This is a genomic window from Kibdelosporangium banguiense, assembly GCF_017876405.1.
Lineage (GTDB): Bacteria > Actinomycetota > Actinomycetes > Mycobacteriales > Pseudonocardiaceae > Kibdelosporangium > Kibdelosporangium banguiense.
The window spans coordinates 834,412-861,150 of the sequence record NZ_JAGINW010000001.1 but is presented as its reverse complement, the minus strand read 5'-3'; the positions used below and the strand labels follow the sequence as shown (position 1 = coordinate 861,150).

Genomic DNA, 26,739 nt, shown 5'->3' with positions numbered 1-26,739 from the left:
CATTCACTCGTGCCGACGTGCGGGGATGCCAGTAACTGGCCGCTTTCGCGAGTGGTGGCCGGGGTGAAGGCTTGACGTGGCCGCCGGCTGGAAAAGTCCACACAGGACGTACTGGAGATTGCCGGCCGGGCGCGGTGGCTCCGCCCGCGCAGTCGCGACGGCGGGCGTGGATGTGGACCACGACAACTCGGCGAGGCTTCGGATCGTGGGGTGCAGATACACGTCCCGCATCAAAAGCGGTGCGAGACCGGCATTCTCCCGCACCCGGGCGCAGAATCCCGCCAGCAGCAACGAGTCCGCGCCGTAGTCGTCGAAGAAGTGCGCCGTCACCGAGATCCGGTCCACTCGCAGTGCCTCGGCGAGGGCGTTGGCCAGGACATGTTCGGTGCGGTCGCCGGTGCCACATATTCTTGCTCGCCGGCAAGGATTCGCGGACCGGCTGGCGCCGGGAAGCTGCTGGTCAGCGGTCTTACCCGAACGACGCTGACAGTGTGGGGGTCAGGGGTTCGAATCCCCTCAGCTCCACAACCCTTCAAGGCCTATTTGATCAAGGTGTTTCGCCTGGTCAGGTGGGTATTGGACGGAAATCTTTGGTATCGCCTGTGACGTTCGCGGATACCGGCATGGGGTAGATGTGTGGTCAGGGTGTCGGGTTCGGGTCCGTGGCGAGGGTTTTGGCGCGTTGGTGGGCGAGGCGGTTGTCGGTCGAACTCGGCGAAATCCTCGTCGGACTCGGGTTGGTGACATCCGGGTGGGTGCGGCTGCATGTCGTTCCCATCGGCGTGGGAGGTCTTCCACGAGGTGGCGGGCCAGTCGAAGTTGGGTGTGGGCGGCGATCATCAGCCAGGTGCCCACAGAGCACCCGGACCTTGAAACTCAAGCTTGGGCATCCGTAAGAGCACGGCCCGCGGGCACCACAGCGGCGACGCTTTAATCCTGGCTTCAGGTTGATCGGGGAGAATGAGCGGCAAAAGCGTCGACTGGAAGGGGGCGGGCCGGCGTGCGGATCATGATCGCGGATGACGAGGCGGCCATCCGTGAGTCGCTGGAGCGGGTGCTCCAGGTCGAGGGTTACGACACCAGCACCGTCGCCAACGGTCTCGCCGTGCTCGACGGGGTCGGCGGGCCCGACGGTGACACGCTGGATCTGCTGATCCTCGACGTGATGATGCCCCGCCTCGGCGGGGTGGAGACTTGCCGGCGGTTGCGGGCCGCGGGCCGGGATCTGCCGGTGCTGATGCTGACCGCTCGTGACCAGGTCTCCGACCGGGTCGCGGGGCTGGACGCGGGCGCCGACGACTACCTGCCCAAGCCGTTCGCCACCGAGGAGTTGCTGGCCCGGGTGCGGGCCCTGCTGCGGCGGCGGGCGCCGGCCGACGAGGACTCGCAGATCCTGTCGTTCGCCGACGTCCGGCTCGATCCTGACAGGTTCGAGGCGTGGCGTGGCGGGCGGCCGCTGCGCCTGACCCGGACCGAGTTCTCCTTGCTGCAGGTCCTGGTGAGTAACGCGACCCGGGTCTTGACCCGCGACGTGCTGTTCGAGGCGATCTGGGGCTACGACATGAGCACCACCGCCAACAACCTCCAGGTATACGTGAGTTACCTGCGCCGCAAGATGGAGGCCGAGGGTGAGCCGCGATTGATCTACACGCGGCGCGGCCTGGGATACACGTTGCGGGAGACTCCTCCGTGAGCAGGCCCGCCGGCCGGGAACCGCGCCGGCTGACCCGATGGTGGCGCCGGCGGTCCCTGCGGACCAGGATGACGGTGATCGCGGCGACGGCCATCGCGGTCAGCTTGTTCGTGGCCTTCCAGGTGTCCATCGAGCTACTGGCCTGGGAGCTGCAGGACACCGCCGATGATCAGCTACGCGCCGACTCCCGCGTCCTGGCGACGAACGCGCAGCGCGCCGGTCTGGCGCAGCTCCAGCTACCGCCGTATCCCGGATCCGGTCGGCTGGTGCGGGTCATCCTGCCCGACGGCTCGACCCGGACACCGGCCGGCCAACCCGCGCTGCCCCCCGTCAGCGAGCCCGCCGGGCGCGTGGCGCAGGGCGCGTCGGCCGACCTGATGGAGTCGAAGGACAGCGACGAGGACGGCTACGCCATCTACACGCTGCGGGCGGGCGACGGCGCGGTCCAGGTGGCCCGCGCCACCGACGACAGCCCGATCAACGAGTTCGGGTTCGGCATGCTGCTGATCGGGCTGCTCTGCGTAGTCGGCGGCGCCCTTGTCGGGCGGGCCGTGGCGCGGACCGGGCTGGCACCGATCGACCGGCTGACCGCCGCCGCGGTACGTGTCGCGCACACCCGGGATCTCGACGCCGACATCCCGGATGAGGGCGGCGGGGAGATCCGGCGGCTGATCCAGTCGATCAACGACATGCTCGCCGCGCTCCGGGACTCCCGGCAGGCCCAGCGGCTGCTCGCCGAGGACGCCGCCCACGAGCTCAAGACCCCGCTCACCAGCCTGCGCCTCAACGCCGAGCTGCTGATCCGGCTCGATCGGCGCGGCACCCTGGACAGCGCACTGCCGGCGGAGAGCCGGACACGGCTGCTCCACGATCTCGGCGCCCAGGTGGCCGAGTTGAGCACCCTTGCCGCCGAGCTGACCGACCTGGCGCGTGGTGACGTCAGCGACGAGAGCACCGAGCTGCTCGACTTCGCCGACGTGGTGGTGGCCGCCGCGACCCGGGCGCGTTCCCGGATGCCCGACATCGAGATCGCGCTCGACGTGACCTCCGTGTGGGTGAGCGGGCGTCCCGCTGCGCTCCAGCGGGCGGTGCTCAACCTCATCGACAACGCTGGCAAGTGGTCCCCCGCGGACCAGCCGGTCCAGGTCCGGCTCCGTGCCGAGGGCGCGTCGGCGGTGCTCGAGGTCGACGACGCCGGGCCGGGCATCGACGCCGCCGACGTACCGCGGGTGTTCGACCGGTTCTACCGTGCCGACAGCGCCCGGGCGTTGCCGGGATCCGGTCTGGGGCTGTCGATCGTGCAGCGGGTCGTCGACGCCCACGGCGGCCGGGCCACCGTCGCCCGGTCCGCACGCGGTGGCGCGCTGCTTCGGGTCGACCTTGCCGCGGCCCCGCCCACCCCGATCGCGTGGTTCAGTGCCGGGGAGGACACCGCGATGCGCTGACCCGCCCCGGCGGCACGGCGCAGGACAAGGGACGGCGCAGGACAAGGGACGGCGGCCTTCGGGCCCATGAAAAAGATCCGGGACGGGCCTGGGGCCCGTCCCGGATCTCGTCTGTGCCGCGCTCACCGCTGCAGCGCAAGCTCCTCATCATCGTCCACGAGCGGCCGTTGACCGTCCGGCAGCCCCACCGGTCGGGACAGCCGGCTCGGCCACCACATCCGCCGGCCGATCAGCAAGGTGAGGGCGGGCACCAGGATCGACCGCACCAGCAGGGCGTCGAGCAGCACGCCGAAGGCGACCAGGAACCCGACCTCGACCAGCATCACCATCGGAAGCGTGGCGAGGACCGCGAACGTGGCCGCCAGGACCAGGCCTGCCGAGGTGATGACGCCACCGGTGGCCGAGAGGGCTTTGAGCATGCCCTCTCTGGTGCCCAGACGCACGGTCTCCTCCCGGGCCCGGCTGGCCAGGAAGATGTTGTAGTCGACGCCGAGCGCCACCAGGAACAGGAACGCCAGCAGTGGCACCGAATTGTCGATACCCTTGAACCCGAGGATCGTTTCGAAGACGAACACGCTGCCGCCGAAGGCCGCCGCGAATGAGACGATCACGGTGGCCATCAGGATCAGCGGAGCCACGATCGCCCGGAGCAGTAGTCCGAGGACGAGCAGGACGACGATGAGCACCAGCGGGATCACCAGCTTCTCGTCGCGGCTGGTGGTCACCTCGGTGTCGAGGTTCTCCGCGCTCGGCCCGCCGACCATCGCCTCCGCCCCGCTCACCGCGTGCACGGCAGTGCGCACCCGCTTGATCGTGTCGTACTCCGCGACGGTGTCCGGCGCGTCCTTCGGGAACACGGAGATGTCGGCCCAGCCACCGCTGGTCTGACCCGGGACGGCCTCTGCCACACCGGGAGTGCCCTTGACGATGTCGAGCACCCGCTCCTGGTACGCCGGCCTCGTCATGATCGTCATCGGCTGGCCGCCGAGCTCCGGGAAGTGCTGGCGGAGAACGGTGAAGCCGGTGACCGACTCCGGCGCGGACAGGAACTGGTCCTGCACCCGCAGGGCGCTGGTGTTGCCCGCCAGGCCGATGGTGAGAACGCCCAGGACTCCGAGCGAGCTGAGCGTCGCCACCCACCGGCGACGGCTGATGGCGGCGCCGAGCCGTGCCCACAGCCCTGGCTTCTCCGCCACGGCCGTCACGGCCGTGCTGAACCGCGGGATGGCCGGCCAGAAGATCCGCCTGCCGAGCAGCACCAGTATCGCCGGGAACAGCGTCAGCATGGCCACAAGCGCGCACACGATACCGGCCACGCCGATCGGGCCCAACCCGCTGGTGCTGTTCAGGTCCGCGACGAGCAGGCAGAGCAGGCCGGCGATCACGGTGGCCGCGGACGCGACGATGGCCGGCGCCGCGCCGCGTAGCGCGTGGACCATCGCGACCCGGACGTTCTCGTGGTGGTGCAATGCTTCCCGATATCGGGAGATGAGCAACAGCGCGTAGTCCGTGCCGACGCCGAATACCAGGATTGTCAGCAGCGCCGAGTTCTGGCTGTTGACCACGATGCCGAAGCCTTTGACGAGCAGGTAGACAGTCGCCATCGCGGTCACTGCGGCCGCGCCCACGGCGACGAGCGGGATGAGCCACAACACCGGGCTGCGGTAGGTGAAGATGAGCAGGAGCGTGACGACGAGGACAGTGGTGAGGAGGACCGTCAGGTCGATGCCGTCGTAGATGGCGTCCATGTCGCCCTCGATTGCGGCCGGGCCGGTCACGTCGAGTTCCAGGCCGGCGGGGCGGTCCTTTGTGGCGTCACGCAACGGGCCGACGATGGCCTCCGGTGCGCCGTAGGTCTCGCTCACGTCGAGGGTGAACATCATCGCCTTGCCGTCGGTCGAGGGTCTCGTCTGCGGGCCCTCGTCGTCCTCGCCGGCCGGGGCCACCACCTTCGGCGGGTACCGCTTGGCAAGGGTGTTGTAGTGGCGCTCGATCGTGGCGCGGTCAGCGTCGGTCACGCCGCCGGCGCGGTGGTACACGAAGACGAACGTGTTGTCGCCCCCGCCAGGGCGACTGTCCTCCAGCACCGCGACCTTGGTGGACTCGGCGCCGGCGGGCAGGGTGTTCGCGGCCTTGTCGGTGGTGACCGAACTCAGATTCCCGCTCAGCGGCCCCATGACCACCGCCAGCGCCACCCACAAGCCAATCATCAACCACGGCACCCACCGGCCTGCCAACCGTCCGGGCGGCGCTTCCCCAGACGGCGCTGCGTTGACTGCCATCACTGGCCTCCTACATACGTGTTACATCGCTTGTCGGACGGCTACTTCGTATCGAGCGAATCTGAGACGATGGTTAATGCGCTGCTCAGGCCGGTGCTCGGGCGGCAGCGACAACCAGACCAGGGTTCGTACCGGCCTATCAGGACAGAGCAGAGTAGTACCGGCGTACCGCCTGCCTCCCGGGAATGACGACCGCAGTACGACGAAACAGGACGGAATCGGGCCTAGCGTTCAGGTTATGACGAAACTTGATAGTCCACTTCGGAGGTTCGGGGCGGCCGCCATGGTGCTGGCGACGGCGTTCGCTGTCGTCGCCTGCGGGTCGAACGCCGGCAACAGTGCGGCGCCCGCAGCGGCCGGCTCGCACAACTCGCATGCGGGCGGGCCATCGGCTCCCCCGCAGCCGCTGCGCGCCGGCGAGCGGTTCGTCGACCTGAAGATGGCCGAGGCCTACACGCCCGCGCCGCCGGAGGGCGGCGGCACGGACGAGTACCGGTGCCAGGTGATCGATCCGGGCCTGACCAAGGCGGCGTTCCTGACCGGGACCCAGGTCACGCCGGAGAACGTCGCCCTCGCGCACCACGCCATCGTGTACGCGGTGCCGCCGGGCGGCGTTGCCGCGGTGCGCGAGCAGGACGCGAAGACCCCCGGCCTCGGCTGGCAGTGTTTCGGCGGGACCGGCGTGGCCGGCGCCGAAGTGGAAGAGGGGGAAGCGGCGTGGGTGGACACCTGGGCGCCGGGCGCCTCGGAGACGCTGTTCACCCAGGACGTCGGCTTCAAGCTGGAGCCGGGCAGCCTGATCGTCCTCCAGATGCACTACAACCTGCTCGCGACCGACGGCAAGCCGGCCGGGTCGGACCGCTCGGCGGTGCGGCTGCGGCTGACGGACGGCACGCCGCAGACCCGGGAATTCGAGACGTTGCCGCTCGACGCGCCGACCGACCTGCCCTGCGCCGCCGACGAGTCGGGTCCGCTCTGTGACCGGGCGACCTCGATCGCGGATGTGACGAAGCGGTTCGGGCCGGAGGTCGGCGGCACCGCGGACGAGCAGCTGGAGGAGTGCGGCCAGAGCGCGCCGAAGCCCGGTGACACCCAGACCTGCGACCACAAGGTGGAGGCGCCGATGACGCTGTTCGCCGGGTTCGGCCACATGCACCTGCTCGGGCGGGCCATCAAGGTCGAACTCAACCCGGGCACGCCGAACGCCAAGGTCGTGCTGGACGTGCCGCAGTTCGACTTCGACAGCCAGCGGCTGGTGAAGCTGCCGTCGCCGGTGGAGATCGGTCCGGGGGACACGCTGCGGGTGACGTGTACGCACGACGCGGGGCTGCGCAAACTGCTGCCGCAGCTGAGCAAGCTGCCGCCGCGCTACGTGGTGTGGGGCGACGGCACCAGCGACGAGATGTGCACGGGCATCATGACGGTCTCCCCCCGCAAGTCCTGACGAAGCGTCGATCGTGTGTGAGCTCACTGAGGTCAACAAGCCGAAAACCACCACTGTTTGCGCCCAGGAGGCATCGTCTTGCCAGATCCAACACGCCGCATGGTTGTCTGCGGCCTGCTAGCCGGTCTGGTCGCACCGGTTTCCCTGGCCGCCTGCTCGTCCAAGACACCCGCCGCCAACTCCGGTGGCACGCCGTTGGCCAAGCTGGCCGACGTCCCGGTCGGCAGCGGGGCGATCGTGGACGGACCGTCAGGCAAAGTCCTGATCGTCCGGCCATCGGAGAACGAGGTCAAAGGGCTCGACCCGGTCTGCCCGCACGCGGGTGTGACGGTCTCGAAACCGGCGGGCGGCACCATCACATGCCCCGGCCACGGCAGCGTCTTCGACGCCTCGACCGGCGATAGGAAGAAGGGACCGGCGACCACCGGCCTGACCCCGATCCCGGTGAAGATCAGCGGCGACTCAGTCGTGACCGCCTAGAAAGGTGTCGGCGGCCCGCCGGAACTCGGCGGGCCGTTCGAGCGGTGCGGCTGGGAACTACGGTCGCGTCCCCGACGGACGCGCGAGATGAAGCGCTAAATCGGCCGGGTGAGTCTCAGGTCGTAGGCGAGGATGACGGCCTGGATCCGGTCCCGTGCGCCGATCTTGGCGAGGACCCGCCCGACGTGGGTCTTCACCGTCGACTCCGACAGCGTGAACCGTTGCGCGATCTCGCCGTTGGTGAGGCCCTGGCCGATGGCGACGAGGATCTCGCGCTCGCGGCCGGTCAGGGAGTCCAGCCGGGGATCCTCCCGCACGGGCCCGCAGAGGTCATCGCCGAGCCGGTCGGCGAACGCGTCGAGCAGCCGCCGAGTCAGCGCCGGCGCGATCACCGCGTCCCCGGCGGCGACGGCCCGGATGCCGGCGAGCAGCTCCTCCGGGCGGGTGTCCTTCAGCAGGAAACCGCTCGCCCCGGCCCGCAGCGCGGCGAGCGCGTACCGGTCCACGTCGAACGTCGTCAGCACCAGGATCCGCGAACGCCCACCGGCGGCGACGATGCGCCGGGTGGCCTCGATCCCGTCGACGCCCGGCATGCGGGTGTCCATCAGCACCACGTCGGGATGCAGCTCGGTGGTCCACCGAACGGCCTCGGCGCCGTTCTCGGCCTCACCGACGATCTTGGTGTCGGGGGTGCTCTCCAGCAGCATGCGAAACCCGAAGCGCTGCAGCGGCTGGGCGTCCACTACGAGCACAGAGATCATGAATGGCTGCCTTTCAGGGTCGCGTAGACGGTCCAGCCGCCGTCCGATGCGGGGCCGGCGCTGACCGTGCCGCCGTAGAGCGCGGCGCGTTCGGCCATGCCGGCGAGGCCGAGACCCGCGTCGCCCGGCGATGCCTACTTCATACCGAGCGAACCTGAAACGACTGTTAAAACGGCGCTCAAGCCGGTTGGCCGCCGGCGCGGGTTCGTCGTCGGGCGGGCCGCTGTCGTGCACGACGATGTGGACCTGGCAGGAGTCGGCCGCCAGGCTCAGGTCGACGGTGGTGCGCGGGCCAGCGTGCTTGAGGGCGTTGGTCAGGGCCTCCTGCACGATGCGGAAGGTGGCCAGTTGCACGCCGAGGTCTGGGATCCCTGCGAAGGCATGCAGCCTGATCTGGTCGAGGTAGAAGGATTCTTCGGCGGCGTCTTCTTCCCCGATATCCGCTGCGAACCGTTGCATCTGCAGGTCTGGTTGCTCGACCGGGTAGTGAGCGTCTCTGGCTCTGACTACCTGGTAGGCCCGCAGCCGCTCGACTTCCTCAGGTTCGGCGACCTCGACCGCGTACGCTCGCAGCTTCCTTCCGCGAAGTTCGGTCCCGATGCCTTTCACTGCGCTCAACAGCAGTGAATGGAACCGGTTTGTGCTGGCGTTCCTTGGTTTCTGCTGGTGAGAGTCCTTTTGGGCCGATGGCAGTGTGGGGGTCAGGGGTTCGAATCCCCTCAGCTCCACTTCCCTGATCGAGCCCTTCGAATCCAGTGTCAAGCCTGGCTCCGGCGGGATCGAGCCAGGTGTCACGACGGCGGTCGGTGTCCAGGTCGTGGGCGTAGTCTTCGGCGGCTTTCCTGGTGTGGAAGCCGGATTCTGAGCCGTACGTGCCGTCATCGCGCGGGTAGCGGACGCGCCACGAGTGTTTGCCGGTCTGCTCGATCCAGGCCATCACTGTCTCCCGAGAAGAGCTTCTGTCGTGTGTGGACAGATCTGTGATGCGCTTGCCGAACGGACTCCGCAAGTTGATCACGAGCGCAAGCCCTGTACCGACACTCCGGCAGTTGGCGGTGACACCGCGGGCTTCCCGTCAATCCTAATTGGACAATTTCGAGATGTTATTGGTGTATAACGACTCTGATGTTGTGCACGCCAGCCGATGAATCCCTCGGCGTCCTCCTGGCGCCGTGGAGGACGTGGCTGCCGCGGCGGAAGATGATCTTGTGTCAGTCGGTGACTACTGGGCGGCGTTGGAACTGCCCTGATTCCCTGAATCGGGTGGTTCGCCACTGTCACACATGAAGCCCACTGAGAAACCGGTCGATGAACCGCTGGCTTTCTGCTTCGGTGTCCTTCGCCCAGCGAACCACTCCGTCGTGCGCTTTCAACAAGACCAGGATGTCCTCCGCGGTGACGTCGCCGCGCAGGTCCCCACTGGCCTTGGCCGCGTCGAGCAGCTGTCGCAGGTTCTCGCCGGCTGCCTGACGTGAGCTGTTGACCGGACTGTCCGGCGGGAACTCGTAGAGAAAGACCGCCGTGAAAGCCCGATCCTCCAGTTGCATGCTCGTCAGGTGCGTGATGTGCTCGACGAGCCCGTCCCAGGGGCGGGGATTCTCCAGTGCGGCACGAGCTGAGTCGTCGCATCCGGTCAGCCGGTCCGAGAACACGGCGGCCAGGAGATCTTCCCGCGTCGGAAACCGCCGGTACAGCGTCGCGGTCCCGAGCCCCGCACGACGTGCGATCTCGATCATCGGGGCCTCCGCGCCCAGTTCCCTGAAGGCCGTTCGGGCAGCGTCCAGCATGCGGTCGCGGTTGCGCTCTGCGTCCGATCGCAGCCCTCGTGGCTTCTGGCTCGTGTGGCTCATGTCACCAGCCTCCGACATGTGGGCAGTCATGCCCACTTCCGTTTACGGTGATAAGTGGGCAGCTTAGCCCACTTGTCTGTCCACCCCCGGCCCGCAGGGGTCGAAGACGGACCTTCCTCTGTTCGGGCACCCGAAGGACGTGCAGCATTGACCACGATCCGAGGACCACGGACTGCGGTTCGCCGACGTGCCGCCCAACAAAAGGCTGGCCGTCGTGGGCACACTTTCGGCGGTTGTCGCGAGGCGCGCTCGCCGCGACCCACTTGTCCAGCAGGAACCGGTGCCTGTGGTCGGGGCATGATCCTGCCGGGCCGGGCGTTGACCGCCCGGCCCGAAAGGGGGTTCACGCGTCGATGAAGGCGGAGACCAGTCGGTTGAACTCCGCGGCGTGCTCGATCTGGGCCCAGTGACCACACCGGTTGAACAGCACCATCCGGCTGTCCTGGATCCGGGTTACCAGCTGCAGGCTGTTCTCGAAGTGGACGACCCGGTCGTCGCGCCCGTGCATGATCAGTGTGGGTGCGGTGATGGCCCCCAGCCGCCCGGCGAGCTCCCAGTACGGGGGCATCTTGGGCGGGCCGCTGTACTGCGCGTTCCAGCTGTCGAGGTGATCGGGTCGCGCCAATGCGGCGGCCGAGCGGGCCGCGGCAAGCTCGTCGGTGGCCGTCTTCTGGTCGAAGCACATCACCTGGACCAGCCGCTTCATGTTCTCCGGTGTCGGTTCCCGGTAGGCGTGCATCAGGATCTTGAGCCCCTCAGTGAGTCCTCCGCCGGGCGAGAACACCCCCGGGATGGGTGCGGGCGTGCCCATGGTCACCAGGTGCGAGACCCGTTCGGGATGCAGGATCGCGGCCGACACGGACGTCACCCCGCCCATCGAGTTGCCGACGAGCGCTGCCTTGTCGATCCCGAGTTTGTCCAGCAGATCGACCAATGCCTTCACGTGGTCGCGGCCGGTTTCCTCGGTCTGGGTGTCGCTTTCGCCCCATCCCGGCATGTCGACCGCGATAACGCGGAACTTCGCCGCCAACGGGCCGATGTTCGGGGAGAAGTTGGTCAGCCCGGTGGCTCCGGGCCCGCTGCCGTGCAGCAGCACGACGGGGTGACCCGTGCCGGCCTCGACATAGTGGATCCGGAAGTTCGGGACGTCGACGAATCGGTCGACGGGCTGGACGGTGCCGGTGTCAGTCATGTCCTCCTTCTACGGCCGGCCGAACCGGGCGGGGCGCGGGTGTTCCAGACACCGGAACCTTGATTCCCGGCGAACCGGCGCGGAGAAATGCGTTCCGGCGGCCGGAACGGAACACCGGCGTGAGGTCACCGGGGGCACATGCTCATCGGCACCGGCGAGTTCGCCGTTGAACCGTCCCCAATGGAGGACCCATGAGCAAGATCGCCGCACTCGGCTACCTGGTGGTGCGCGGGCCGCTCGAGCAGTGGAAAGAGTTCGGCACGAAGGTCCTCGGCGCCCAGCTCGTCGAGGGGGCCGACGACTCGACGGCCCTGTTCCGCACCGACGACAAGGCGTTCCGCCTGGTCGTCCAGGACGGGGAGCCCGGAATCGACGCGCTGGTGGCGCTCGGTTTCGCCGTCGCCGACTCCGCGGCGCTCGACCAGCTCGTTGCCAACCTGACCGAGAAGGGGATCGAGGTCACCGAGGACGCCGAGCTCGCCGCCGCCCGCCGGGTGCAGCGCCTGGTCAAGTTCAAGGACTTCGACGGCAACCTCATCGAGGCGCACGTCGGTCAGTCGACCAGCAACGCGCCGTTCGTGTCCCCGCGCGGTGTCCGGTTCGTCTGTGGCGACCTCGGCCTCGGCCACGTGTTCATGAGTTCGACGGACGCGCCGAAGGCCGCCGCCTTCTACCAGGACCTGCTCGGGTTCCGGCTCAGCGACACGATCGCCCTCGGCGAGGAGAACGCCATCTTCCTGCACTGCAACCCCCGCCACCACACCGCGGCGTTCGCGACGTTCCCCGGCGCGCCCGCCGCTCTGGGGCACCTGATGGTCGAGGTCGGCTCACTGGAGGACGTGGGCCGGGCTCTTGACCTTGTGCGGAGCGGTCCGTTCCCGGTCACGATGACCATCGGCGAGCACACCAACGACCGGATGACCTCCTTCTACCTCAATACGCCGTCGGGCTTCGCGATCGAGTACGGGTTCAACGGCCTGCTGGTCGACGACGCGACCTGGAAGGTCGGCCACTACGAGGCGCCGAGCATCTGGGGCCACCACTTCGCCGGGGCGCCGGAGCCGGCCGCTGCGGGAGGCGATGCCTGATGGCGACGCCGGTCTCCGGACTGGTCGACCCCGACCGCGGGTACGTCAACCCCGCGATCTACGCCGACCAGGCCATCTACGAGCAGGAGCTGGAGCTGGTTTTCGGCCGCAGCTGGTTGTTCCTGGCCCATGGCTCGCAGTTGCCCAACCGAGGCGACTTCGTCCAGACCTACATGGGCGAGGACCCGGTCCTGGTGGTCCGGCAACGGGACGGGTCGGTCAAGGCGTTTCTCAACCAGTGCCGCCACCGCGGCATGCGGATCTGCCGCAGCGACGAGGGCACCAGCAAGACGTTCACCTGCACCTACCACGGGTGGGCCTACGACCTCGAGGGCAATCTCATCAATGTCCCGTTGGAGGATCGCGCCTACCGCAACGAGATCGACAAGAGCAAGTGGGGTGCGCTCAAGGTTCCACGGGTCGCCGAGTACAAGGGTTTCTATTTCGGCACCTGGTCTGAGGAGGCACCGGAGTTCGAGGAGTACCTCGGTGACATGGCGTACTACTTCGACGCCGTCGTCGGTCGCTGGGACAACGGTCTCGAGTTCGTCGGTGGGACATCGAAGTGGGTCATCGACTGCAACTGGAAGTTCGCCAGTGAGCAGTTCGCCAGCGACATCTACCACGCCCAGAGCTCGCATGCTTCGGCGTTGATGGCGCTCGTGGACAATCCGGCGTACTGGGCTGGGATCAGCTACCAGTCGCAGACGCCGGGCCGTCAGTTCGGCGGCAACGGTCACGGTGCCGGAAGCTTCTGGTCCGAGGCGTTGGGTGGGCCGGATCCCACGTACGGGACCGGGGATTACGCCGCGTGGGTGGCGGCGAACAAGGATGAGGTGTTCCGCAACGTCGGCGAGGACCGGGCGCTCAGGGTCGCTGGGCACAACACGATCTTTCCGAACTTCTCCTGGCTGGGCAGCCCCGCCACGATGCGCGTCTGGCATCCGCGTGGCCCGGGCCAGATCGAGGTCTGGGCGTGGACCTACGTGCCCAAGGACGCGCCTGAGGAGGTCAAGGCCGACATCCGTCTCGGTACTCAGCGGACCTTCAGTCCGGCCGGGTCGTTCGAGACCGACGACGGCGAGAACTGGACGGAGATCCAGCAGGTGCTGCGGGGCTGGAAGGCCCGGCACAACACGTTCAACGCCCAGATGGGTCTCGGGCACGAGGAGCGTGACGTCCACGGGCAGCCGGGTGAGACCAACGACGCCTTCAGCGAGACCGCGGCCCGGGGCTTCTACCGGCGATGGGCGGACCTGATGAGCGGACTGTCGTGGTCGGAGATTGCCGAGCTCGACGCCGAACGTCAGGCCACCGCCACCGCCGTTCCCCAGGAGGTGCGGGAAGTATGACCACCGTCGAGGGGCAGTTGAACCCGTATGTCGGCACGGGCTCGGCGTACCGGCGCGTTGACGTCGAGACCCAGCACGAGGTCGAGCAGTTCCTCTTTGCGGAGGCGCAGTTGCTCGACGAGCACCGCTACGTCGAGTGGATCGAGCTGTTCACTGAGGACGTCCACTATTGGGCGCCCACGCGGATGACACGAACCCATCGTGAACGCGACCGGGAGATCTCCGACGAGAACCAGGCGGCGTACATCGACGACACCCTCTACTACCTCAAGGGCCGTGTCCGCCGCCTCACCTCGGGGATCTCGTGGTCGGAGGAACCGCCGTCGCGCACGCGTCGCCTGATCACCAACGTGCGGGTCACGCCCGGCGACGCGGGCGAATTGGCGGTGACGTCGAACTTCTACGTCTACCGCAGCCGGCTCGAGCGGCATGAGGACTGGTTCGTCGGCGAGCGCTTCGACGTGTTGCGGCGAGCCGACATCGACGCCACGGGCTACCCGTTCGTCATCGCGGGTCGCAAGATCGTTCTGGAGCAGGCGACCTTGCTCGTCCCCAGCCTCTCCATCCTGCTATGAGCGCCATGACGATCGATGACATCGAGGGCCGCACGTGGCGACGGGCCTGCGCACTCGACGCGGTGCCCGAGGACGAAGGTCTCCGGCTCGGCACCCTGCCGCCGGTCGCCGTGTTCGTCCAGGACGAGGAGGTCTTCTGCCTCGACGACACCTGCACGCACGACACATATTCCCTCGCCGAGGGATGGGTGGAGGACGGTGCCGTCGAGTGCACTCTGCACCTGGCGAAGTTCGACCTCCGCACCGGAATGCCGCTCCGTCCACCGGCCTCTGTCCCGGTCGCCGTCCATCCCGTCAAGGTCGTAGACGGCGACGTCTACGTCGCGCTCCCGAACGCGTACCTGACCAAGGAGTGAAAACCATGAGCTGGCTGGATGGGCATTCGGCGGTCGTCACCGGCGCCGGATCCGGGCTCGGACGCGCGATCGTAGAGCGCTTCGTCGACGAAGGTGCCAGGGTGGTCGCCTTCGACAAGTCCCAGCAAAAGCTGGAGGAACTGAAGGACAAGCTCGGCGACGCGGTGGAGATCGTCGCCGGTGACGTCCGGAGCAGTTCCGACAACGAGCGTGCGTGCGCCCTGGCCGTCACGTCGTTCGGCAAACTCGACACCTTCGTCGGCAACGCGGGCCTGTGGGACTTCAACCGTTCGCTGCCGGACACCCCTGTCGAACAGTTGGAGTCCGGCTTTGACGAGTTGTTCGGTGTGAACGTCAAGGGCTACCTCCTCGGCGTCAAGGCGGCATTGTCGGCGCTGCGCGAATCCCGTGGTTCGGTCGTGCTCACGCTGTCCAATGCGGCGTTCTTCCCTGCCGGGGGCGGTCCGTTGTACGTCGCCTCCAAGCACGCCGGTGTTGGCCTGGTCAAGCAATTGGCCTACGAACTGGCGCCCGACGTGCGGGTCAACGCCGTCGCGCCGGGCGGAATGGACACCGATCTGCGCGGCCCGGCGGCTTTGGGGCTCTCGGACACCGCGATCGGCGAGGCTATTCCGATCAACGACCTCATGGCGCAAGGGTCCGCTTTGCGCTTCGCACCCCAACCAGCGGACTACGTCGGCGCCTACCTGCTCCTCGCTGCGAAGTCCCAGTCCGCCACGGTCACCGGATCGGTATTCGACATCAGCAGCTTCGGCATCCTGCCGCGTTACGCCGGTTGAAAGACATGAGCAGAACGCTGCACCACGTCATCATCGGCGGCAGCGCGGCCGGAGTGGCGGCCGCGTTCTCGATGCGTGCCTCGGGATTCGAGGGCCGGATCACCATCGTCGACGCGGGCACGGATGAGCCGTACGAGCGCCCACCCCTGTCAAAAACGTTCGAGGACCTCGGCACTCCGCGTCCCATCGTTCCGTCGGAGTCCTATGTAGACCATGGCATCGACCTGGTTCTCGGGGTGCGGGCCACGGTGCTCGACGAGCAGCGTCATCGGGTGCGCCTCGACAACGGCGAGGACCTCTTCGCCGACGCCGTCCTGCTGGCCACCGGGGTCTCCCCTCGGCGGCTCGGCATTGCCGGTGAGGATCTCGGCAACGTCCTCGGGCTCCGTGACATCCACGACGCCCGGGCGATGTCGGACCGGCTCGACGCCGGCGGGCATCTGGTGATCATCGGCGGCGGGTTCATCGGGCTCGAGGCAGCAGCCGTCGCACGCCGTCGCGGACTCGACGTCACGGTGGTGGAGGCGATGCCGATGCCTCTCATCGGCGTGCTCGGGACCGGCCTCGCCGCGATCATCATGCAGCGGATGCACACGAGCGAGGGCGTGCGCATCCTCACCGGCCGCACCGCTATGGAATTCCGGGGCGGCCCCGAAGTCGAGGAAGTGCTACTCGACGATGGGACCCGTTTGGAAGCCGCGACGGTGCTGGTCGGATGCGGTGTGGCCCCCAACGACCGGCTGGCCCGCGAGGCCGGCGTCCACACCGATGCAGGCATCGTGACCGACGACCATGGACGGACCAGCAACCGGTGGATCTGGGCAGCCGGTGACGTCGCGAACTACGTCAGTCCCTACACCGGCCGCCGTCAGCGGATCGAGCACTGGGACGTCGCGCAGCGCCACGGCACCGCGGTCGGCGCCAACATGGCCGGCCTGCAGGTGATCAACACCGAGACGCCCTACTTCTGGTCCGACCAGTACGGGAAGCGACTGCAGATGTACGGCCGTGCCGAGGCAGGGGATCGGCTCGTCATGCGCTCGACGCCGTCGGGCGACGGTTTCCTGGCGTTCTGGCTGCGCGGAGACCGCCTCGTCGCTTCTGCGGGAATCGATCAGCCCAAGGAGCTTCGTGCCACCAAGCCACTGATCGAGAATCGCGTTCCGGTGCGTGCTGCTCAATTGGCCGACCCGGCCGTGTCGCTGCGCAGGCTCGGCAGGACGCGGGTTTAGCCCGGTTTCGCACCGAGGATCAGGTCGTGGAGGATCGGATAGAAGTCCTCCATCTGCCGGCGGTACGCCGCCTGGTCGTCCCCTGCGATCATGATCGCGGCCCGGCTGTAGGTCACGGCGACCCGCGCCATCCGGTGTGCGAGGTCGTCGGCGTCCGGCCGACCGGCCATGCGCGTGAAGGCTATGAGTGTCGTCGCGAGATGCTGCTCCGTGGCCCGTGTGTCCGTCTCCACGACACGGCGTATCTCGGCGTCGTCACGACTCAGGCGCACCAGTTCGAGGGTGAGGGTGAAGTACGGGTAGTCGTCGACGACCGCTTGCACAGCGCCGTCCCAGAATGCCGCGAGCCCCTCTTCGGCTGTCTGCGCAGTTTCGACGGCTTGCGCCAGGCCGTCGAGGAAGCGCGTCTGAAAGCGCTGGTAGACGGCGGCCAGCAGGCCGGCCTTGCTGCCGAAATGGTGGTAGAGCGAGCCGACCGGCAGGCCGGACTCGCGACAGGTCCGCGAGATCGATGCCTTGTCGTATCCCACAGTTGTCATCAACCGCTCGGCAGCCGCCAGGATCGCCTCACGGGAGCTCATCATCACTTCGGCCGAATCGTCGGCGGCGCGGTCGCGAGTCATGAAACCAAAGACGGGACGCTCGCAACCACACGCGAAAGCGCGCACGCGGTCTCGCGCAGAGCATTGAGGAAGATCTGGCCGTCACCGTCGTTGGCAGCGAAGGCAACGGAGATCGCGGCCGGCGCACGCTCGCCGACCAGTATCGGGACAGCCACGCAAGCCAGGCCACGGGCTGACTCCTCCCGGTCGCTCGCGAAGCCGTCGCGCCGGACACTTTCCAGGCGTAGAGCCAGGGAAGGGCCGACCCGGTGCTGGTCCTCGTTGAAGGCGAGCAATGCCTTGCCGACACCGGTTCGATGGGCCGGAAGGCGGCCGCCGACGAGCGCCGGAGTATGCGGTGAGACCAGGCTGGGCAGCTTCTCAAGGTAGATCGCGTCACCGTCGCGGATCACCGCCAGATGCACAGTTTGCCGAGTCACCCGCCGCAACCGCTCAAGATGGGGGAGCGACAGCTCACGCAATCTCACCTCCGCGGACATCGATCCGACGGTGAACATCCGGAGCCCCACCGTATAGCCGCCGTCGACCTGCTCGACAGCCTGCACCTTCAGCAGCATCAACAGGATCCGGTGAACCGTCGACTTCGGCAGGCCGCTACGGCGTGAGATCTCGCTGAGCGTGAGCACCCGGCGGCCATGGCTGAAGGCGTCGAGCACGTCGAAAGCCTTCCAAAGGACAGACGGGGCGTTGTCCAGTGTTGTCATGAACGCCACTTTCACCAGCACGATCCTCACGGTAGAGCGCTGCTCTAGAGCGGCGTTCTAGAGACGAGGTTACTCCGCCGGAACAGATCGTTCAACACGTGGTTCGACCGATCCCGCCTGCTCTGTTCCAGTGGACGGCACAACTGTTAGAGCTCTGCGCCGTGGCCCTCGACGCTGGGGGCATGACCCGTGCAAATGCGTCCGTCGCCGGTTTGGCGGCAGTCCGCGACGCCGCTCACCGTCTGCAGGTGGCTGCCGAGACCGGGATCGCCTGCGCTCCCGTCCGGGATCTCATCGGTGATGATCCAGCCTTGGCCTACGCCGTCCAGGCCGTCGGGATCGCCCGGCATGTGTCGAGAGGTGCCCGGATAACAGGGCGCAAGGTCGGCCTCACCTCCGAGGCTGTCCAGCGACAGCTTGGCGTCGACCAGCCCGACTTCGGTGTGCTGCTGGACAGCATGGCGGTCGCGGCCGACGCAACGGTCCCAATCGGCCTGTTGCAGCCCAGAGTCGAGGCCGAACTCGCCTTCGTCCTCAAGGACGACCTGCTCGAACCCGGCCTCAGCGCTGCGGACGTCCGCACCGCGATCGCGTACGCGACCGCCGCCATCGAGATCGTCGACAGCCGGATCTCGGACTGGGACATCACCTTCACCGACACCGTCGCGGACAACGGCTCGTCGGGACGCTACGTCCTCGCGGACGACCGGCTGGAGATCGACTCGTTCGCCCCTCGGGACGTCGGCATGTCCATGAGCATCGACGGGGTTGTCGTGTCCACCGGCACCGGTGCGGCCTGTCTTGGCGATCCCCTTGAGGCGCTTGCCTGGCTGGCCAGAACCGCCGTCAGGCTCGGCGATCCCCTGTTGGCGGGTCAGGTCGTCCTCTCCGGCGCACTGGGACCGATGGTCGCCGTCAAGCCAGGCGCCCAGGTGCGGGCGGATCTGACTCTGGACGGAGCCCCGCTCTCATCCGTCGCGATCGCATTCGCCGACACTGAGGAGAAACCGTGACTACGAGCCGCGTAGCCGTCATCGGCCCAGGCAACATCGGCACCGACTTGATGATCAAGGTCATGCGTCTGTCATCGACGCTCGAGATGGCCGCCATGGTCGGTATCGATCCCAGCTCCGACGGCCTCGCGCGCGCCGCCCGCATGGGTGTGCCGACCACAGCCAAAGGCGTCGACGGGCTCATCAACATGCCCGGGTTCGACGAGATCTCCGTCGTGTTCGACGCGACCTCGGCCGGTGCGCACAAGGCCAACGCCGCCAAACTCGCGCCGCACGGCAAGGTGATGGTCGACCTCACGCCCGCTGCCATCGGCCCTTACGTCGTTCCAGCCGTCAACCTCGATGAACACCTGGACCGCGACGGAGCCGTCACCAACATCAACATGGTCACCTGCGGCGGGCAGGCGACGATCCCGATCGTCGCCGCGATCTCCCGTGTCGTGCCGGTCGCCTACGGCGAGATCGTCGCCTCCATCGCCTCGAAATCCGCCGGCCCCGGCACGCGCGCCAACATCGACGAGTTCACCGAGACGACCGCGAAGGCAATCGAGGTCGTCGGCGGTGCTGCCAGGGGAAAAGCGGTCATCATCCTGAATCCGGCCGAACCGCCTCTCATCATGCGTGACACCGTTCTGACCCTGGTTGACAGTCCCGACGAGAGTGTCCATCAGCGGATCCACGACGCCATTGCCGCGATGGTCGCCGACGTCGCCGCATACGTGCCCGGATACCGGCTCAAACAGGATGTACAGATCACGCCGATTCCTCGTGACCAGCCCGTCCACACCCTCACAGACCGTCTCGTGACGCACCAGGTCTCGGTTTTCCTCGAGGTCGAAGGCGCTGCGCACTACCTGCCTGCCTACGCGGGCAACCTGGACATCATGACCTCCGCCGCGCTGCGCGCCGGCGAGGCGATCGCCGCCGAGATCGAGGAGGCGGTGGCATGAAGCTCTTCATCCAAGATGTAACGCTGCGTGACGGCATGCACGCCATTCGGCATCGGATCGAACCCGAGACCGTGCAGCACATCGTCGCCGCACTCGACGCCGCCGGCGTAGACGGCATCGAGGTCGCCCACGGCGACGGTCTGGCCGGCGGATCCCTGAACTACGGCCCCGGTTCGCACACCGACTGGGAGTGGATCGAAGCCGCGGCCGCCGTGATCACCAGGGCCCGGCTCACCACGCTTCTCCTGCCGGGAATCGGCACGATCGAGGAGCTCAAGCACGCCTCGCGCCTCGGAGTCCGCTCGGTCCGCATCGCCACCCACTGCACCGAGGCCGACGTCGCGGCCCAGCACATCTCGACCGCCCGTGAGCTCGGCATGGACGTCTCGGGCTTTCTGATGATGTCCCACATGGCCGACGCCGCCACTCTCGCCTCCCAGGCCAAGCTGATGGAGTCCTACGGCGCGAACTGTGTCTACGTCACCGACTCCGGTGGCCGCCTCATGATGGACGGCGTTCGGGAACGCATCCGCGCGTACCGCGACGTCCTCGATTCGTCCACAGAGATCGGAATCCACGCGCACGAGAACCTGTCGCTGTCCGTGGCGAACTCAGTGGTGGCGGTCGAGGAAGGCGTGACACGCGTCGACGCATCGCTCGCCGGGCAGGGCGCCGGAGCGGGCAACTGCCCGATCGAGCCGTTCATCGCCGTGGCCAATCTCAACGGGTGGGATCACCGGTGTGATCTCTTCGCCCTCCAAGACGCCGCGGAGGACATCGTGCGCCCGCTCCAGGACCGGCCGGTACGAGTCGACCGCGAGACGCTGACCCTCGGCTACGCAGGCGTGTACTCCAGCTTCCTGCGCCACGCGGAAGCCGCCGCCGAACGCTACGGCATCGACGTACGCACGATCCTTGTCGAGGTCGGTGCTCGTGGCCTGGTCGGCGGCCAGGAGGACATGATCACCGACATCGCGCTGACCCTGCGGTCGTCACGCGCCGCCCTCACGACCGCCGGCGACTGGCGTTTCGTCGGCCCGGACTGAAGTGGGCGGTGGTGCCCACTTGTGTTACGGTCTCTAAGTGGGCATCGCCGCCCACTTCTCGTTGAGGCTGCCGTCCGGGCTCCAGCGTGCATACCTCCACGGACGGGGGAGAGGGCGATCAGAGTGCGTGCGTTGATCACGACGACAGGCGGCACGGTGGAGTTCGCCGACGTGCCGGAGCCTGTCCGCAGTGGCAGTGAGCTTCTGGTGGAGGTGTCGGCATCGACCGTGAGCAGGGGAGACCTGCACTCGGTTCGGTTGGCGCCGCCTGGGAGGGCGGTGGGGCTGGACGTGGTCGGGGTCGTCGCCGAGCCGGCCGTGGACGGTTCCGGGCCGTCGGTGGGCACGCGGGTGATGGGCTACGCCGCTACTCGTCCCGGGGGCTGGGCGGAGCGGGCCGTGGTCGACAGCTCGCTGGTCGCGCCGATTCCCGACTCGCTGTCCGACGATGTGGCGGCGGCGTTGCCCAACAGCGGACTTGCCGCGCTCGCGGGTCTGGAAGCGGGCGGTTTCCTGCTGGGGTCCCGGGTGCTGGTGACCGGCGCGACGGGCGGTGTCGGCCTGCTCGCGGTGCAGTTGGCGCATCTTGCGGGCGCGGAGGTCACCGGGTTGGTCAGTTCACCGGAACGACGTGAGCAACTACGTGCCTTCGACTGGCTGACCACGGTGACGGCCGAGGAAGCCGAAGGACCATTTGATCTGATCGTGGACTTGGTGGGTGGCGATGTGCTCAGCCGGGCGATGTCGCTGGTGGCCGAGCGCGGGGTGGTGGCGTCGCTCGCGCAGACCGCATCCGAGACCGCGAGCGTGCCGTTCTTCTGGTTCGCGCAGCACCGCGGGGCGAAGCTCGTGAGCGTCTACAACAGCGACGGGCTACGTGAGGCCGCTCGCGGTGTGCGGCAGCTGGAGTTGCTGGCGCGCCTGGCCGAGACCAAACGCCTCGACCCTCAGGTCACCGGCTCCGCTTCCTGGGAGCAGGCGGCCGACCTGCTGGCGGCCCTGGGCCGTCGCGAGCTGACGGGCAGGACGACCCTGCGCATCTCGTAGTGGACAGTTCGTGCCCGCAAGCCAATGACCGCAAGGAAGAAGTCATGACCACGCACTCCATGTACGCCGTCCGCCAGCTCGGTTACGGCGGCTCCGAGGTCCTCCGGATCGCAACCGTGGAACGGCCTGTGCCCGGACCTGGTCAGGTACTGGTCCGTGTCCGGGCGGCCGGCGTCAATCCCGCGGACTGGAAGACACGCGCCGGACTCGCCGGCCACCATTCCCACCAGCCGCCGTTCACGCCTGGCATGGACGTGGCAGGTGTGGTGGAGGCCGTGGGCGGCGACGTGACGGACTTCAAGCCTGGTGATGCGGTGTATGGCATGGTCTTCCCGCCGAATGGTGCGCAAGCGCAGTACACCGTCACCCCGGCCGGCATGCTGGCCCGTGTACCGTCCGAAGTAGACATTGTACAGGCGGGGGCTTTGGCAACAGCAGGCCTGACGGCCTGGCAGGCGCTGGTGACCACAGCCCAGGTAGCGCCCGGGCAGCGGGTGCTGGTGCATGCGGCGGCCGGGGGTGTCGGGCACCTGGCCGTGCAGATCGCGAAGGCACGCGGCGCACACGTGATCGGCACAGCACGCGCTGGGAAACATGCCTTCTTGCGGGAGTTGGGCGCCGACGAGCTGATCGACTACACGAGGGTCGACTTCACCGAGGCGATCAGCGACCGAGTGGACATCGTCCTGGACCCACTGGGGGACGACTACGCCCCTCGCTCGCTGACCATCCTGGCACCGAGCGGCATCTTCATCGATCTGCGTCAGCCCAATCCAGGCCGCGCGGAGGTACGCGCGACGGCCGGCAAGTTGGGTGTCCGCTTCGCGGACGTCATCGTCAGTCCAAACACGACGGATCTGACGCAGCTCGCCGCGCTCGCTGCCCGCGGACAGCTGCGGGTGGCCGTTGAGGAGACGCTGCCGCTCGCGAACGTTGCCAAGGCGCAGGAACTCAGCGAGTCAGGACGGGTGCAAGGGAAGATCGTCCTGATTCCCTGAGGTTCATGCCGTGGGAAGAGTCTGCAGAAAGCTCAGCAGGGCCGCGTTGACCTCGGTCGGGCGTTCCTGCTGGATCCAGTCACCACAATCCGGGATGTCGAGCACATCGCGGAGGTGAGGTGCGCGCGGACTGCGTTCGATCCTGGCACGCATGGCATGCCCAGCGTGCTGACTGCCAATCCCAGGGGTGATTCCGGTCCGGCAACGGGCGGTTCCGGCGTTCGAACCGATGCGACCGGGATACTCCGTGTCATGCGACGGGAAGGCGTTGGAGCAGTTCGGTAGCTGCCTTCCGGCCGCTGTCGTAGGACAGGTCGATCTGGGGCGTGACGACGCCGGCCCAGAACAGCTTGTCGTTGACCGGACGGTAGATCTCGTCCTCGCCGGGGACGTCGAGCGGGTAGGCGCCGCGGGCGAACGGGTCGTTGACCCAGTCGTGCTCGATGACCTTGCTGTACATCAGATTCGGCTCGCCCGCGGCTGCCCGCACCACTTCCAGCACCTGTTTGTGGCGGGCCTCGGCGGGCAGGGCCAGCAGTTCCCGTGCCGCGTCGCCTTCTGACCATCCGGTGACGACCTGCCCGGTGAACCCGGGCACCGATGTCGAGGAGTTCCAGAGAGTGTCTGGATTGCCGGGAAGGCGCACGACATTGTCCGCGTTCAACGGCAGCACCGGCTTGGGGAACTCCAGCAGCACCTTGCACGCGGAGTGATAGCGGACCGCCGCCATCGCCGCGACCTTCGCCTCGGGCAGTGCGGGCGAGAACGTCACGTCGCCACTGCGCAGCACACCAAGCGGGAGCGCAACGACTGCGGCCCGTGCCTGGAACGTCACGGCGGTTCCGGCCTGGTCTGCCCGTACCACAACGCCGTCCCCGCCATACTCGATCTGGCGGATCACCGTGTTCAACTGGATGGTCAAGCCGCCCGTGAGTGGGCGCAGGATCTGGTCGTAGCCGCCGATGACCCGGAAGTCCCCGGCCGGCTCGGGTGGGATCTGCTCCCATGGGTCGCCGGGGTCGCGGCGGGTGATGGCGATCTTCATCTCGTGTGTCGCCAGTCCCTGGCCGCGGATCAGCGGCCACGTACTGATGTCGGCGCCGTGCACCAGTTCGGCGCCGCGCTCGACCGGGATACTCGCGGCGCCGCGATCAGTCCACATGCGACCGCCGATCCGGTCTCTTGCCTCGAGCACGACGACGTTCTTGCCGCGGTCGGCGAGGTCGCGAGCGGCAGCCAGGCCGGCCATCCCGGCGCCGAGCACAATCGCGTCAAGAGGGGCGACTGTGCCGGGTGAAGGAGCAGCGTTTGCCGCGCCTGATCTGATCGTCACCGGGACGGCCACCGCCGTCGCCGTGACAGCGGCCGTACCGATCAACATCTGGCGTCTGGTGAACCTGGGCCCATCCGTCCCCATGCCTACTCCGTCCGCTGTGACAATGCCTGTCACCATCCATGTTGGACGAGCAAGAGCCAGCCGTGCACCCGTCAGGTAGCCGGGACTACCCCGCCATCAGGATGGTTTCCTGTGTCTGGTGGCCAAGAACGATTCGCCGTGTGCTCAGGCGCCCGCGGATACCACCGGCGCCGAGCCGGGAGTCGAACTCGTTGTGGCGCCGGTTCTTGCGTATGCAGGCGTTCACCATGTCACGTTGAGGCGGACTTATGTGTTCTTCGTGCTCGAGGTTGCCACCCGGTACGTCCATATCCTTGGTATGACAGCGAATCCTGACGGGCTGTGGACCAGTCACAAGCGTGCGTTCATCACCATTCCTTGTCACGACCTCACGCGATCCGGCGTTCGCTCGGCGAGAAGAAGATCAACTATTACGGTGTCTCTTACGGCACGTTGATGGGCCAGCAGTATGCCGAGCGGTACGGCGACAAGATCCGGGCGATGGTCATCGACAGCAACATGGACCACAGCTTGGGCATGCGGGGCTTCGCGGTGACTGAGGCGCAGACCGCGGAGAGCTCGTTCACCGAGTGGGTCAAGTGGTGTGATCGCACGGTTTCCTGTGCACTGCATGGCAAGGACGTCACCAAGGTGTGGGACGGCTTGCTGGCCAAGGCCGACCGCGGTGAGGTGACGAACCCCGGCGACCCCACGCGCAAATTCACCGCACGCGACATCATCGGCGATGCGTTCGGCGCGTTCTACGGTCCGGACTGGAAGGCACACGCGCAAGCCGTGGCCGAGCTGGACAGCCAGCGGCCGGCGCCGCGGTTGCAGGCGTTCGCCGACGAGGAGGTCAATGAGGTGTATCAGGCGGCGTTCTGCTCCGACTGGAGCCTGCCGGTGCGCGACTTCGCCGAATACAAGGCGTTGGAGGCCACGGAGAACGCCATCACGCCGCACATGCGCGGCGGCGCGATCGGGCACGCCGCGATCACCGGTTGCATCGGGCTGCCGGAGAAGGTGAACAACCCGCAGCACCGGCTGAACATCAAGAACGCACCGAAGATCCTGATGCTCAACGCACTGTACGACCCGGCGACCCCGTACTCGTGGGCCGTCGACGCGCACCATCAGTCCCGCGACAAGACCGTGCTTCTGACCTACGAAGGCTGGGGACACGGCGTGTACGGTCGTAGTGAGTGCACCAAGGTTGCTGTGGACGTATACCTGGCGACGCTGAAGACACCGCAGGTCAAGCGTTGCGCGGCCGTGGAACCGTCGGCGACGGTGGCTTTGGGCGCGGGCAAGGACAAGCTGCCTGCTGGGCCAAAACCGGGCATCCCTGGCTGGATCCGCTAGATCGGCCAGGCCGGCACGCTTGCCGCAGCCGGATCGCGGTCGCCATGCCCGCGATGCCGCTGTGTAGGGATCAGAGTGACCAGTCGCCCGTCCGTGCCCCCTTTAGAAGGGTGACCGGCGGGTGCAGGGGGTTCGCCGCGGCGGGCGCCAAGCCGTCAAGGACGAGTCCGAGGTAACGTCGCCAGCCGTCGGCGCCGGGATCCATGGTCCACAGTGTGCTGGTCAGCATGGCCATGAGGCGGGGCAGGTCGTCGGGGACGAGGTCGGCGCGCAGCAGGCCGGCGTCCTGTGCGCGTTGGGCGAGCGTGGTCAGGGATTCGTAGAACGGGGTGTAGACCTCCGAGGTCAGGGTGCCGGCGGCGCGTGCGGCGGCCAGGGTGTTCAACTCGCGGGCTGCCAGGCTCATGGCGGCTTCGATCAGGTGGCGAAGTCCGTGCAGTGGGTCGTCGTCGGCGAGTGCCTGGTCGGCGGCGGGGGCGAGGTCTTCGGTGATGGCCTGGTCGAGGGCGGCTCGGACCAGGTCGGCCTTGTTGGGGAAATGGTTGTAGAGCGTCCTGGTGCTCACGTCGGCGCGGCGGGCGATCTCGTCGAGTTGCGCGTCCGGGCCTAGGCCGGCGAAGACCGTGCGCGCGGTGCGCAGGATGCGTTCGACGTTGCGTGCCGCGTCAGCACGCAACGGGCGCTCGGAATCGGTGACCACTGCGACAGGGTAGCAACCTGCAGTCGACTGCAAGTTGTGCTACCTTCGGCCGCGAGGGGAATTTGCAGTCAACTGCAGATTGTGTCGCGGAGGAGATCCGATGAAAGTGGGCGTTGCGACCGGCAAGTGTGTTGCCGCAGGTCAGTGCGTGTTGCTCGCGCCGGAGGTGTTCGACCAGCGCGAGGAGGACGGTGTCGTCGTCCTGCTGGACGAAACGCCCGGACCGGAGCACCACGAAGCCGTCCGTGAGTCGGCGATGGTGTGCCCGGCCGCGGCCATCCATCTGGCCGAGTCCTGAAGGAATCGGATTTCGCGCGCGTGGCGCGCCCTCATCGCGACCCGGGCCCCAT

General features: G+C 67.6%; 27 protein-coding genes and 1 pseudogene. 17 read left to right on the top strand and 11 right to left on the bottom strand.

All coding sequences use genetic code 11. The features are described 5' to 3' along the window. Positions 1-3 precede the first annotated feature (3 nt). Entirely contained in the window at positions 4-375 is a 372-nt protein-coding gene (locus JOF56_RS04045; RefSeq protein ID WP_281065638.1) for an acyl carrier protein, read from the bottom strand. A gap of 625 nt (positions 376-1,000) precedes the next feature. Here JOF56_RS04045 and JOF56_RS04040 point away from each other — a divergent pair. After that, complete coding sequence (locus JOF56_RS04040) at positions 1,001-1,693, top strand: response regulator transcription factor (protein ID WP_307854911.1); 693 nt, start codon at positions 1,001-1,003, stop codon at positions 1,691-1,693. After that, complete coding sequence (locus JOF56_RS04035; RefSeq protein WP_209634581.1) at positions 1,690-3,138, top strand: HAMP domain-containing sensor histidine kinase; 1,449 nt, start codon at positions 1,690-1,692, stop codon at positions 3,136-3,138. Before JOF56_RS04040 ends, JOF56_RS04035 begins: the two co-directional genes overlap by 4 nt. 122 nt (positions 3,139-3,260) lie before the next feature. Here JOF56_RS04035 and JOF56_RS04030 read toward each other — a convergent pair whose 3' ends face one another. Further along, positions 3,261-5,348, bottom strand: coding sequence for an MMPL family transporter (locus JOF56_RS04030; RefSeq protein ID WP_209634578.1), 2,088 nt, complete (start codon positions 5,346-5,348; stop codon positions 3,261-3,263). A gap of 310 nt (positions 5,349-5,658) precedes the next feature. Here JOF56_RS04030 and JOF56_RS04025 point away from each other — a divergent pair, with 310 nt between their 5' ends. Together JOF56_RS04025 and JOF56_RS04020 are read left to right on the top strand one after the other, a co-directional pair. Next, the gene (locus tag JOF56_RS04025; protein WP_209634575.1) at positions 5,659-6,864 is read left to right on the top strand and encodes a monooxygenase; all 1,206 of its coding nucleotides are present in this window, start codon (positions 5,659-5,661) and stop codon (positions 6,862-6,864) included. A 78-nt stretch (positions 6,865-6,942) separates the two neighbouring features. Then, the gene (locus JOF56_RS04020; RefSeq protein WP_245378137.1) at positions 6,943-7,344 is read left to right on the top strand and encodes a Rieske (2Fe-2S) protein; all 402 of its coding nucleotides are present in this window, start codon (positions 6,943-6,945) and stop codon (positions 7,342-7,344) included. A 95-nt stretch (positions 7,345-7,439) separates the two neighbouring features. Here JOF56_RS04020 and JOF56_RS04015 read toward each other — a convergent pair whose 3' ends face one another. The 4 genes and pseudogenes from JOF56_RS04015 to JOF56_RS04000 all read right to left on the bottom strand — a co-directional run bounded on the left by JOF56_RS04015 (position 7,440) and on the right by JOF56_RS04000 (position 11,147). Next, entirely contained in the window at positions 7,440-8,105 is a 666-nt protein-coding gene (locus JOF56_RS04015) for a response regulator (protein WP_209634572.1), read from the bottom strand. 225 nt (positions 8,106-8,330) lie between these two features. Continuing rightward, positions 8,331-8,564, bottom strand: a pseudogene (locus JOF56_RS60650) (ATP-binding protein); the annotation flags it as partial. Positions 8,565-9,382: 818 nt separating this feature from the next. After that, positions 9,383-9,955 (bottom strand): TetR/AcrR family transcriptional regulator, encoded by a 573-nt coding sequence (locus JOF56_RS04005; RefSeq protein ID WP_209634567.1) that lies wholly within the window; start codon positions 9,953-9,955, stop codon positions 9,383-9,385. A 343-nt stretch (positions 9,956-10,298) separates the two neighbouring features. Then, the gene (locus tag JOF56_RS04000) at positions 10,299-11,147 is read right to left on the bottom strand and encodes an alpha/beta fold hydrolase (protein ID WP_209634564.1); all 849 of its coding nucleotides are present in this window, start codon (positions 11,145-11,147) and stop codon (positions 10,299-10,301) included. 191 nt (positions 11,148-11,338) lie between these two features. On the opposite strand from JOF56_RS04000, the gene JOF56_RS03995 reads away from it, so the two are divergent. Genes JOF56_RS03995 through JOF56_RS03970 form a run of 6 tightly spaced genes read left to right on the top strand, consistent with a single transcriptional unit; the run spans position 11,339 to position 16,550 of the window. Further along, positions 11,339-12,235, top strand: coding sequence for a VOC family protein (locus JOF56_RS03995; RefSeq protein WP_209634561.1), 897 nt, complete (start codon positions 11,339-11,341; stop codon positions 12,233-12,235). Beyond that, on the top strand, positions 12,235-13,587 hold the full coding sequence (locus tag JOF56_RS03990) for an aromatic ring-hydroxylating dioxygenase subunit alpha (RefSeq protein WP_209634558.1): 1,353 nt from the start codon (positions 12,235-12,237) through the stop codon (positions 13,585-13,587). The genes JOF56_RS03995 and JOF56_RS03990 overlap by 1 nt, the downstream gene beginning before the upstream one ends. After that, positions 13,584-14,162, top strand: coding sequence for an aromatic-ring-hydroxylating dioxygenase subunit beta (locus tag JOF56_RS03985; protein WP_209634555.1), 579 nt, complete (start codon positions 13,584-13,586; stop codon positions 14,160-14,162). The genes JOF56_RS03990 and JOF56_RS03985 overlap by 4 nt, the downstream gene beginning before the upstream one ends. Positions 14,163-14,167: 5 nt before the next feature. Then, entirely contained in the window at positions 14,168-14,518 is a 351-nt protein-coding gene (locus JOF56_RS03980) for a bifunctional 3-phenylpropionate/cinnamic acid dioxygenase ferredoxin subunit (protein WP_209634552.1), read from the top strand. A gap of 5 nt (positions 14,519-14,523) precedes the next feature. Beyond that, the gene (gene hcaB, locus JOF56_RS03975) at positions 14,524-15,318 is read left to right on the top strand and encodes a 3-(cis-5,6-dihydroxycyclohexa-1,3-dien-1-yl)propanoate dehydrogenase (RefSeq protein ID WP_209634548.1); all 795 of its coding nucleotides are present in this window, start codon (positions 14,524-14,526) and stop codon (positions 15,316-15,318) included. Positions 15,319-15,323: 5 nt separating this feature from the next. Further along, positions 15,324-16,550 (top strand): NAD(P)/FAD-dependent oxidoreductase, encoded by a 1,227-nt coding sequence (locus tag JOF56_RS03970; RefSeq protein ID WP_209634545.1) that lies wholly within the window; start codon positions 15,324-15,326, stop codon positions 16,548-16,550. Here JOF56_RS03970 and JOF56_RS03965 read toward each other — a convergent pair. Together JOF56_RS03965 and JOF56_RS03960 are read right to left on the bottom strand one after the other, a co-directional pair. Next, positions 16,547-17,173, bottom strand: coding sequence for a TetR/AcrR family transcriptional regulator (locus JOF56_RS03965; RefSeq protein ID WP_209634542.1), 627 nt, complete (start codon positions 17,171-17,173; stop codon positions 16,547-16,549). The two genes, JOF56_RS03970 and JOF56_RS03965, sit on opposite strands and share 4 nt — an antisense overlap. After that, positions 17,170-17,898: an IclR family transcriptional regulator gene (locus JOF56_RS03960; RefSeq protein WP_209634540.1), complete on the bottom strand. Its 729-nt coding sequence runs from the start codon at positions 17,896-17,898 to the stop codon at positions 17,170-17,172. Before JOF56_RS03960 ends, JOF56_RS03965 begins: the two co-directional genes overlap by 4 nt. Positions 17,899-18,059: 161 nt before the next feature. On the opposite strand from JOF56_RS03960, the gene JOF56_RS03955 reads away from it, so the two are divergent. The 5 genes from JOF56_RS03955 (at position 18,060) to JOF56_RS03935 (ending at position 22,931) form a co-directional block, all read left to right on the top strand. Further along, positions 18,060-18,890, top strand: a complete 831-nt coding sequence (locus tag JOF56_RS03955) for a 2-keto-4-pentenoate hydratase (RefSeq protein WP_209634537.1) — start codon at positions 18,060-18,062, stop codon at positions 18,888-18,890. Then, positions 18,887-19,840 (top strand): acetaldehyde dehydrogenase (acetylating), encoded by a 954-nt coding sequence (locus JOF56_RS03950; protein ID WP_209634522.1) that lies wholly within the window; start codon positions 18,887-18,889, stop codon positions 19,838-19,840. The genes JOF56_RS03955 and JOF56_RS03950 overlap by 4 nt, the downstream gene beginning before the upstream one ends. Next, positions 19,837-20,886 (top strand): 4-hydroxy-2-oxovalerate aldolase, encoded by a 1,050-nt coding sequence (gene dmpG, locus JOF56_RS03945; RefSeq protein ID WP_209634520.1) that lies wholly within the window; start codon positions 19,837-19,839, stop codon positions 20,884-20,886. Before JOF56_RS03950 ends, dmpG begins: the two co-directional genes overlap by 4 nt. A gap of 132 nt (positions 20,887-21,018) precedes the next feature. Then, the gene (locus tag JOF56_RS03940) at positions 21,019-21,933 is read left to right on the top strand and encodes a zinc-binding dehydrogenase (RefSeq protein ID WP_209634517.1); all 915 of its coding nucleotides are present in this window, start codon (positions 21,019-21,021) and stop codon (positions 21,931-21,933) included. 44 nt (positions 21,934-21,977) lie between these two features. Further along, positions 21,978-22,931, top strand: coding sequence for an NADP-dependent oxidoreductase (locus tag JOF56_RS03935; protein ID WP_245378136.1), 954 nt, complete (start codon positions 21,978-21,980; stop codon positions 22,929-22,931). 3 nt (positions 22,932-22,934) lie between these two features. Here JOF56_RS03935 and JOF56_RS03930 read toward each other — a convergent pair whose 3' ends face one another. Further along, positions 22,935-23,084: an alpha/beta hydrolase gene (locus JOF56_RS03930; RefSeq protein ID WP_209634514.1), complete on the bottom strand. Its 150-nt coding sequence runs from the start codon at positions 23,082-23,084 to the stop codon at positions 22,935-22,937. 97 nt (positions 23,085-23,181) lie between these two features. Then, complete coding sequence (locus JOF56_RS03925) at positions 23,182-24,348, bottom strand: flavin monoamine oxidase family protein (protein WP_209634511.1); 1,167 nt, start codon at positions 24,346-24,348, stop codon at positions 23,182-23,184. A gap of 357 nt (positions 24,349-24,705) precedes the next feature. Here JOF56_RS03925 and JOF56_RS03920 point away from each other — a divergent pair, with 357 nt between their 5' ends. Then, on the top strand, positions 24,706-25,689 hold the full coding sequence (locus JOF56_RS03920) for an alpha/beta hydrolase (RefSeq protein ID WP_245378135.1): 984 nt from the start codon (positions 24,706-24,708) through the stop codon (positions 25,687-25,689). A 70-nt stretch (positions 25,690-25,759) separates the two neighbouring features. Here the strand turns inward: JOF56_RS03920 and JOF56_RS03915 are convergent, their stop codons facing one another. Continuing rightward, entirely contained in the window at positions 25,760-26,389 is a 630-nt protein-coding gene (locus JOF56_RS03915; RefSeq protein WP_209634493.1) for a TetR/AcrR family transcriptional regulator, read from the bottom strand. Between the two features lie 100 nt (positions 26,390-26,489). On the opposite strand from JOF56_RS03915, the gene JOF56_RS03910 reads away from it, so the two are divergent. Continuing rightward, on the top strand, positions 26,490-26,687 hold the full coding sequence (locus tag JOF56_RS03910) for a ferredoxin (RefSeq protein WP_209634491.1): 198 nt from the start codon (positions 26,490-26,492) through the stop codon (positions 26,685-26,687). Positions 26,688-26,739 lie beyond the last annotated feature (52 nt).

Bases quoted from the DNA above. Each gene is read 5' to 3' on its own strand.
- JOF56_RS03925 (WP_209634511.1), bottom strand. From the start codon at position 24,348: ATGGGGACGGATGGGCCCAGGTTCACCAGACGCCAGATGTTGATCGGT.
- dmpG (WP_209634520.1), top strand. From the start codon at position 19,837: ATGAAGCTCTTCATCCAAGATGTAACGCTGCGTGACGGCATGCACGCC.
- JOF56_RS03970 (WP_209634545.1), top strand. From the start codon at position 15,324: ATGAGCAGAACGCTGCACCACGTCATCATCGGCGGCAGCGCGGCCGGA.
- JOF56_RS03965 (WP_209634542.1), bottom strand. From the start codon at position 17,173: ATGACTCGCGACCGCGCCGCCGACGATTCGGCCGAAGTGATGATGAGC.
- JOF56_RS04030 (WP_209634578.1), bottom strand. From the start codon at position 5,348: ATGATTGGCTTGTGGGTGGCGCTGGCGGTGGTCATGGGGCCGCTGAGC.
- JOF56_RS03995 (WP_209634561.1), top strand. From the start codon at position 11,339: ATGAGCAAGATCGCCGCACTCGGCTACCTGGTGGTGCGCGGGCCGCTC.
- JOF56_RS03990 (WP_209634558.1), top strand. From the start codon at position 12,235: ATGGCGACGCCGGTCTCCGGACTGGTCGACCCCGACCGCGGGTACGTC.
- JOF56_RS03910 (WP_209634491.1), top strand. From the start codon at position 26,490: ATGAAAGTGGGCGTTGCGACCGGCAAGTGTGTTGCCGCAGGTCAGTGC.
- JOF56_RS03980 (WP_209634552.1), top strand. From the start codon at position 14,168: ATGACGATCGATGACATCGAGGGCCGCACGTGGCGACGGGCCTGCGCA.
- JOF56_RS03930 (WP_209634514.1), bottom strand. From the start codon at position 23,084: ATGCGTGCCAGGATCGAACGCAGTCCGCGCGCACCTCACCTCCGCGAT.
- JOF56_RS03955 (WP_209634537.1), top strand. From the start codon at position 18,060: ATGACCCGTGCAAATGCGTCCGTCGCCGGTTTGGCGGCAGTCCGCGAC.
- JOF56_RS03985 (WP_209634555.1), top strand. From the start codon at position 13,584: ATGACCACCGTCGAGGGGCAGTTGAACCCGTATGTCGGCACGGGCTCG.
- JOF56_RS04005 (WP_209634567.1), bottom strand. From the start codon at position 9,955: ATGAGCCACACGAGCCAGAAGCCACGAGGGCTGCGATCGGACGCAGAG.
- JOF56_RS04000 (WP_209634564.1), bottom strand. From the start codon at position 11,147: ATGACTGACACCGGCACCGTCCAGCCCGTCGACCGATTCGTCGACGTC.
- hcaB (WP_209634548.1), top strand. From the start codon at position 14,524: ATGAGCTGGCTGGATGGGCATTCGGCGGTCGTCACCGGCGCCGGATCC.
- JOF56_RS04015 (WP_209634572.1), bottom strand. From the start codon at position 8,105: ATGATCTCTGTGCTCGTAGTGGACGCCCAGCCGCTGCAGCGCTTCGGG.
- JOF56_RS04025 (WP_209634575.1), top strand. From the start codon at position 5,659: ATGACGAAACTTGATAGTCCACTTCGGAGGTTCGGGGCGGCCGCCATG.
- JOF56_RS03935 (WP_245378136.1), top strand. From the start codon at position 21,978: ATGACCACGCACTCCATGTACGCCGTCCGCCAGCTCGGTTACGGCGGC.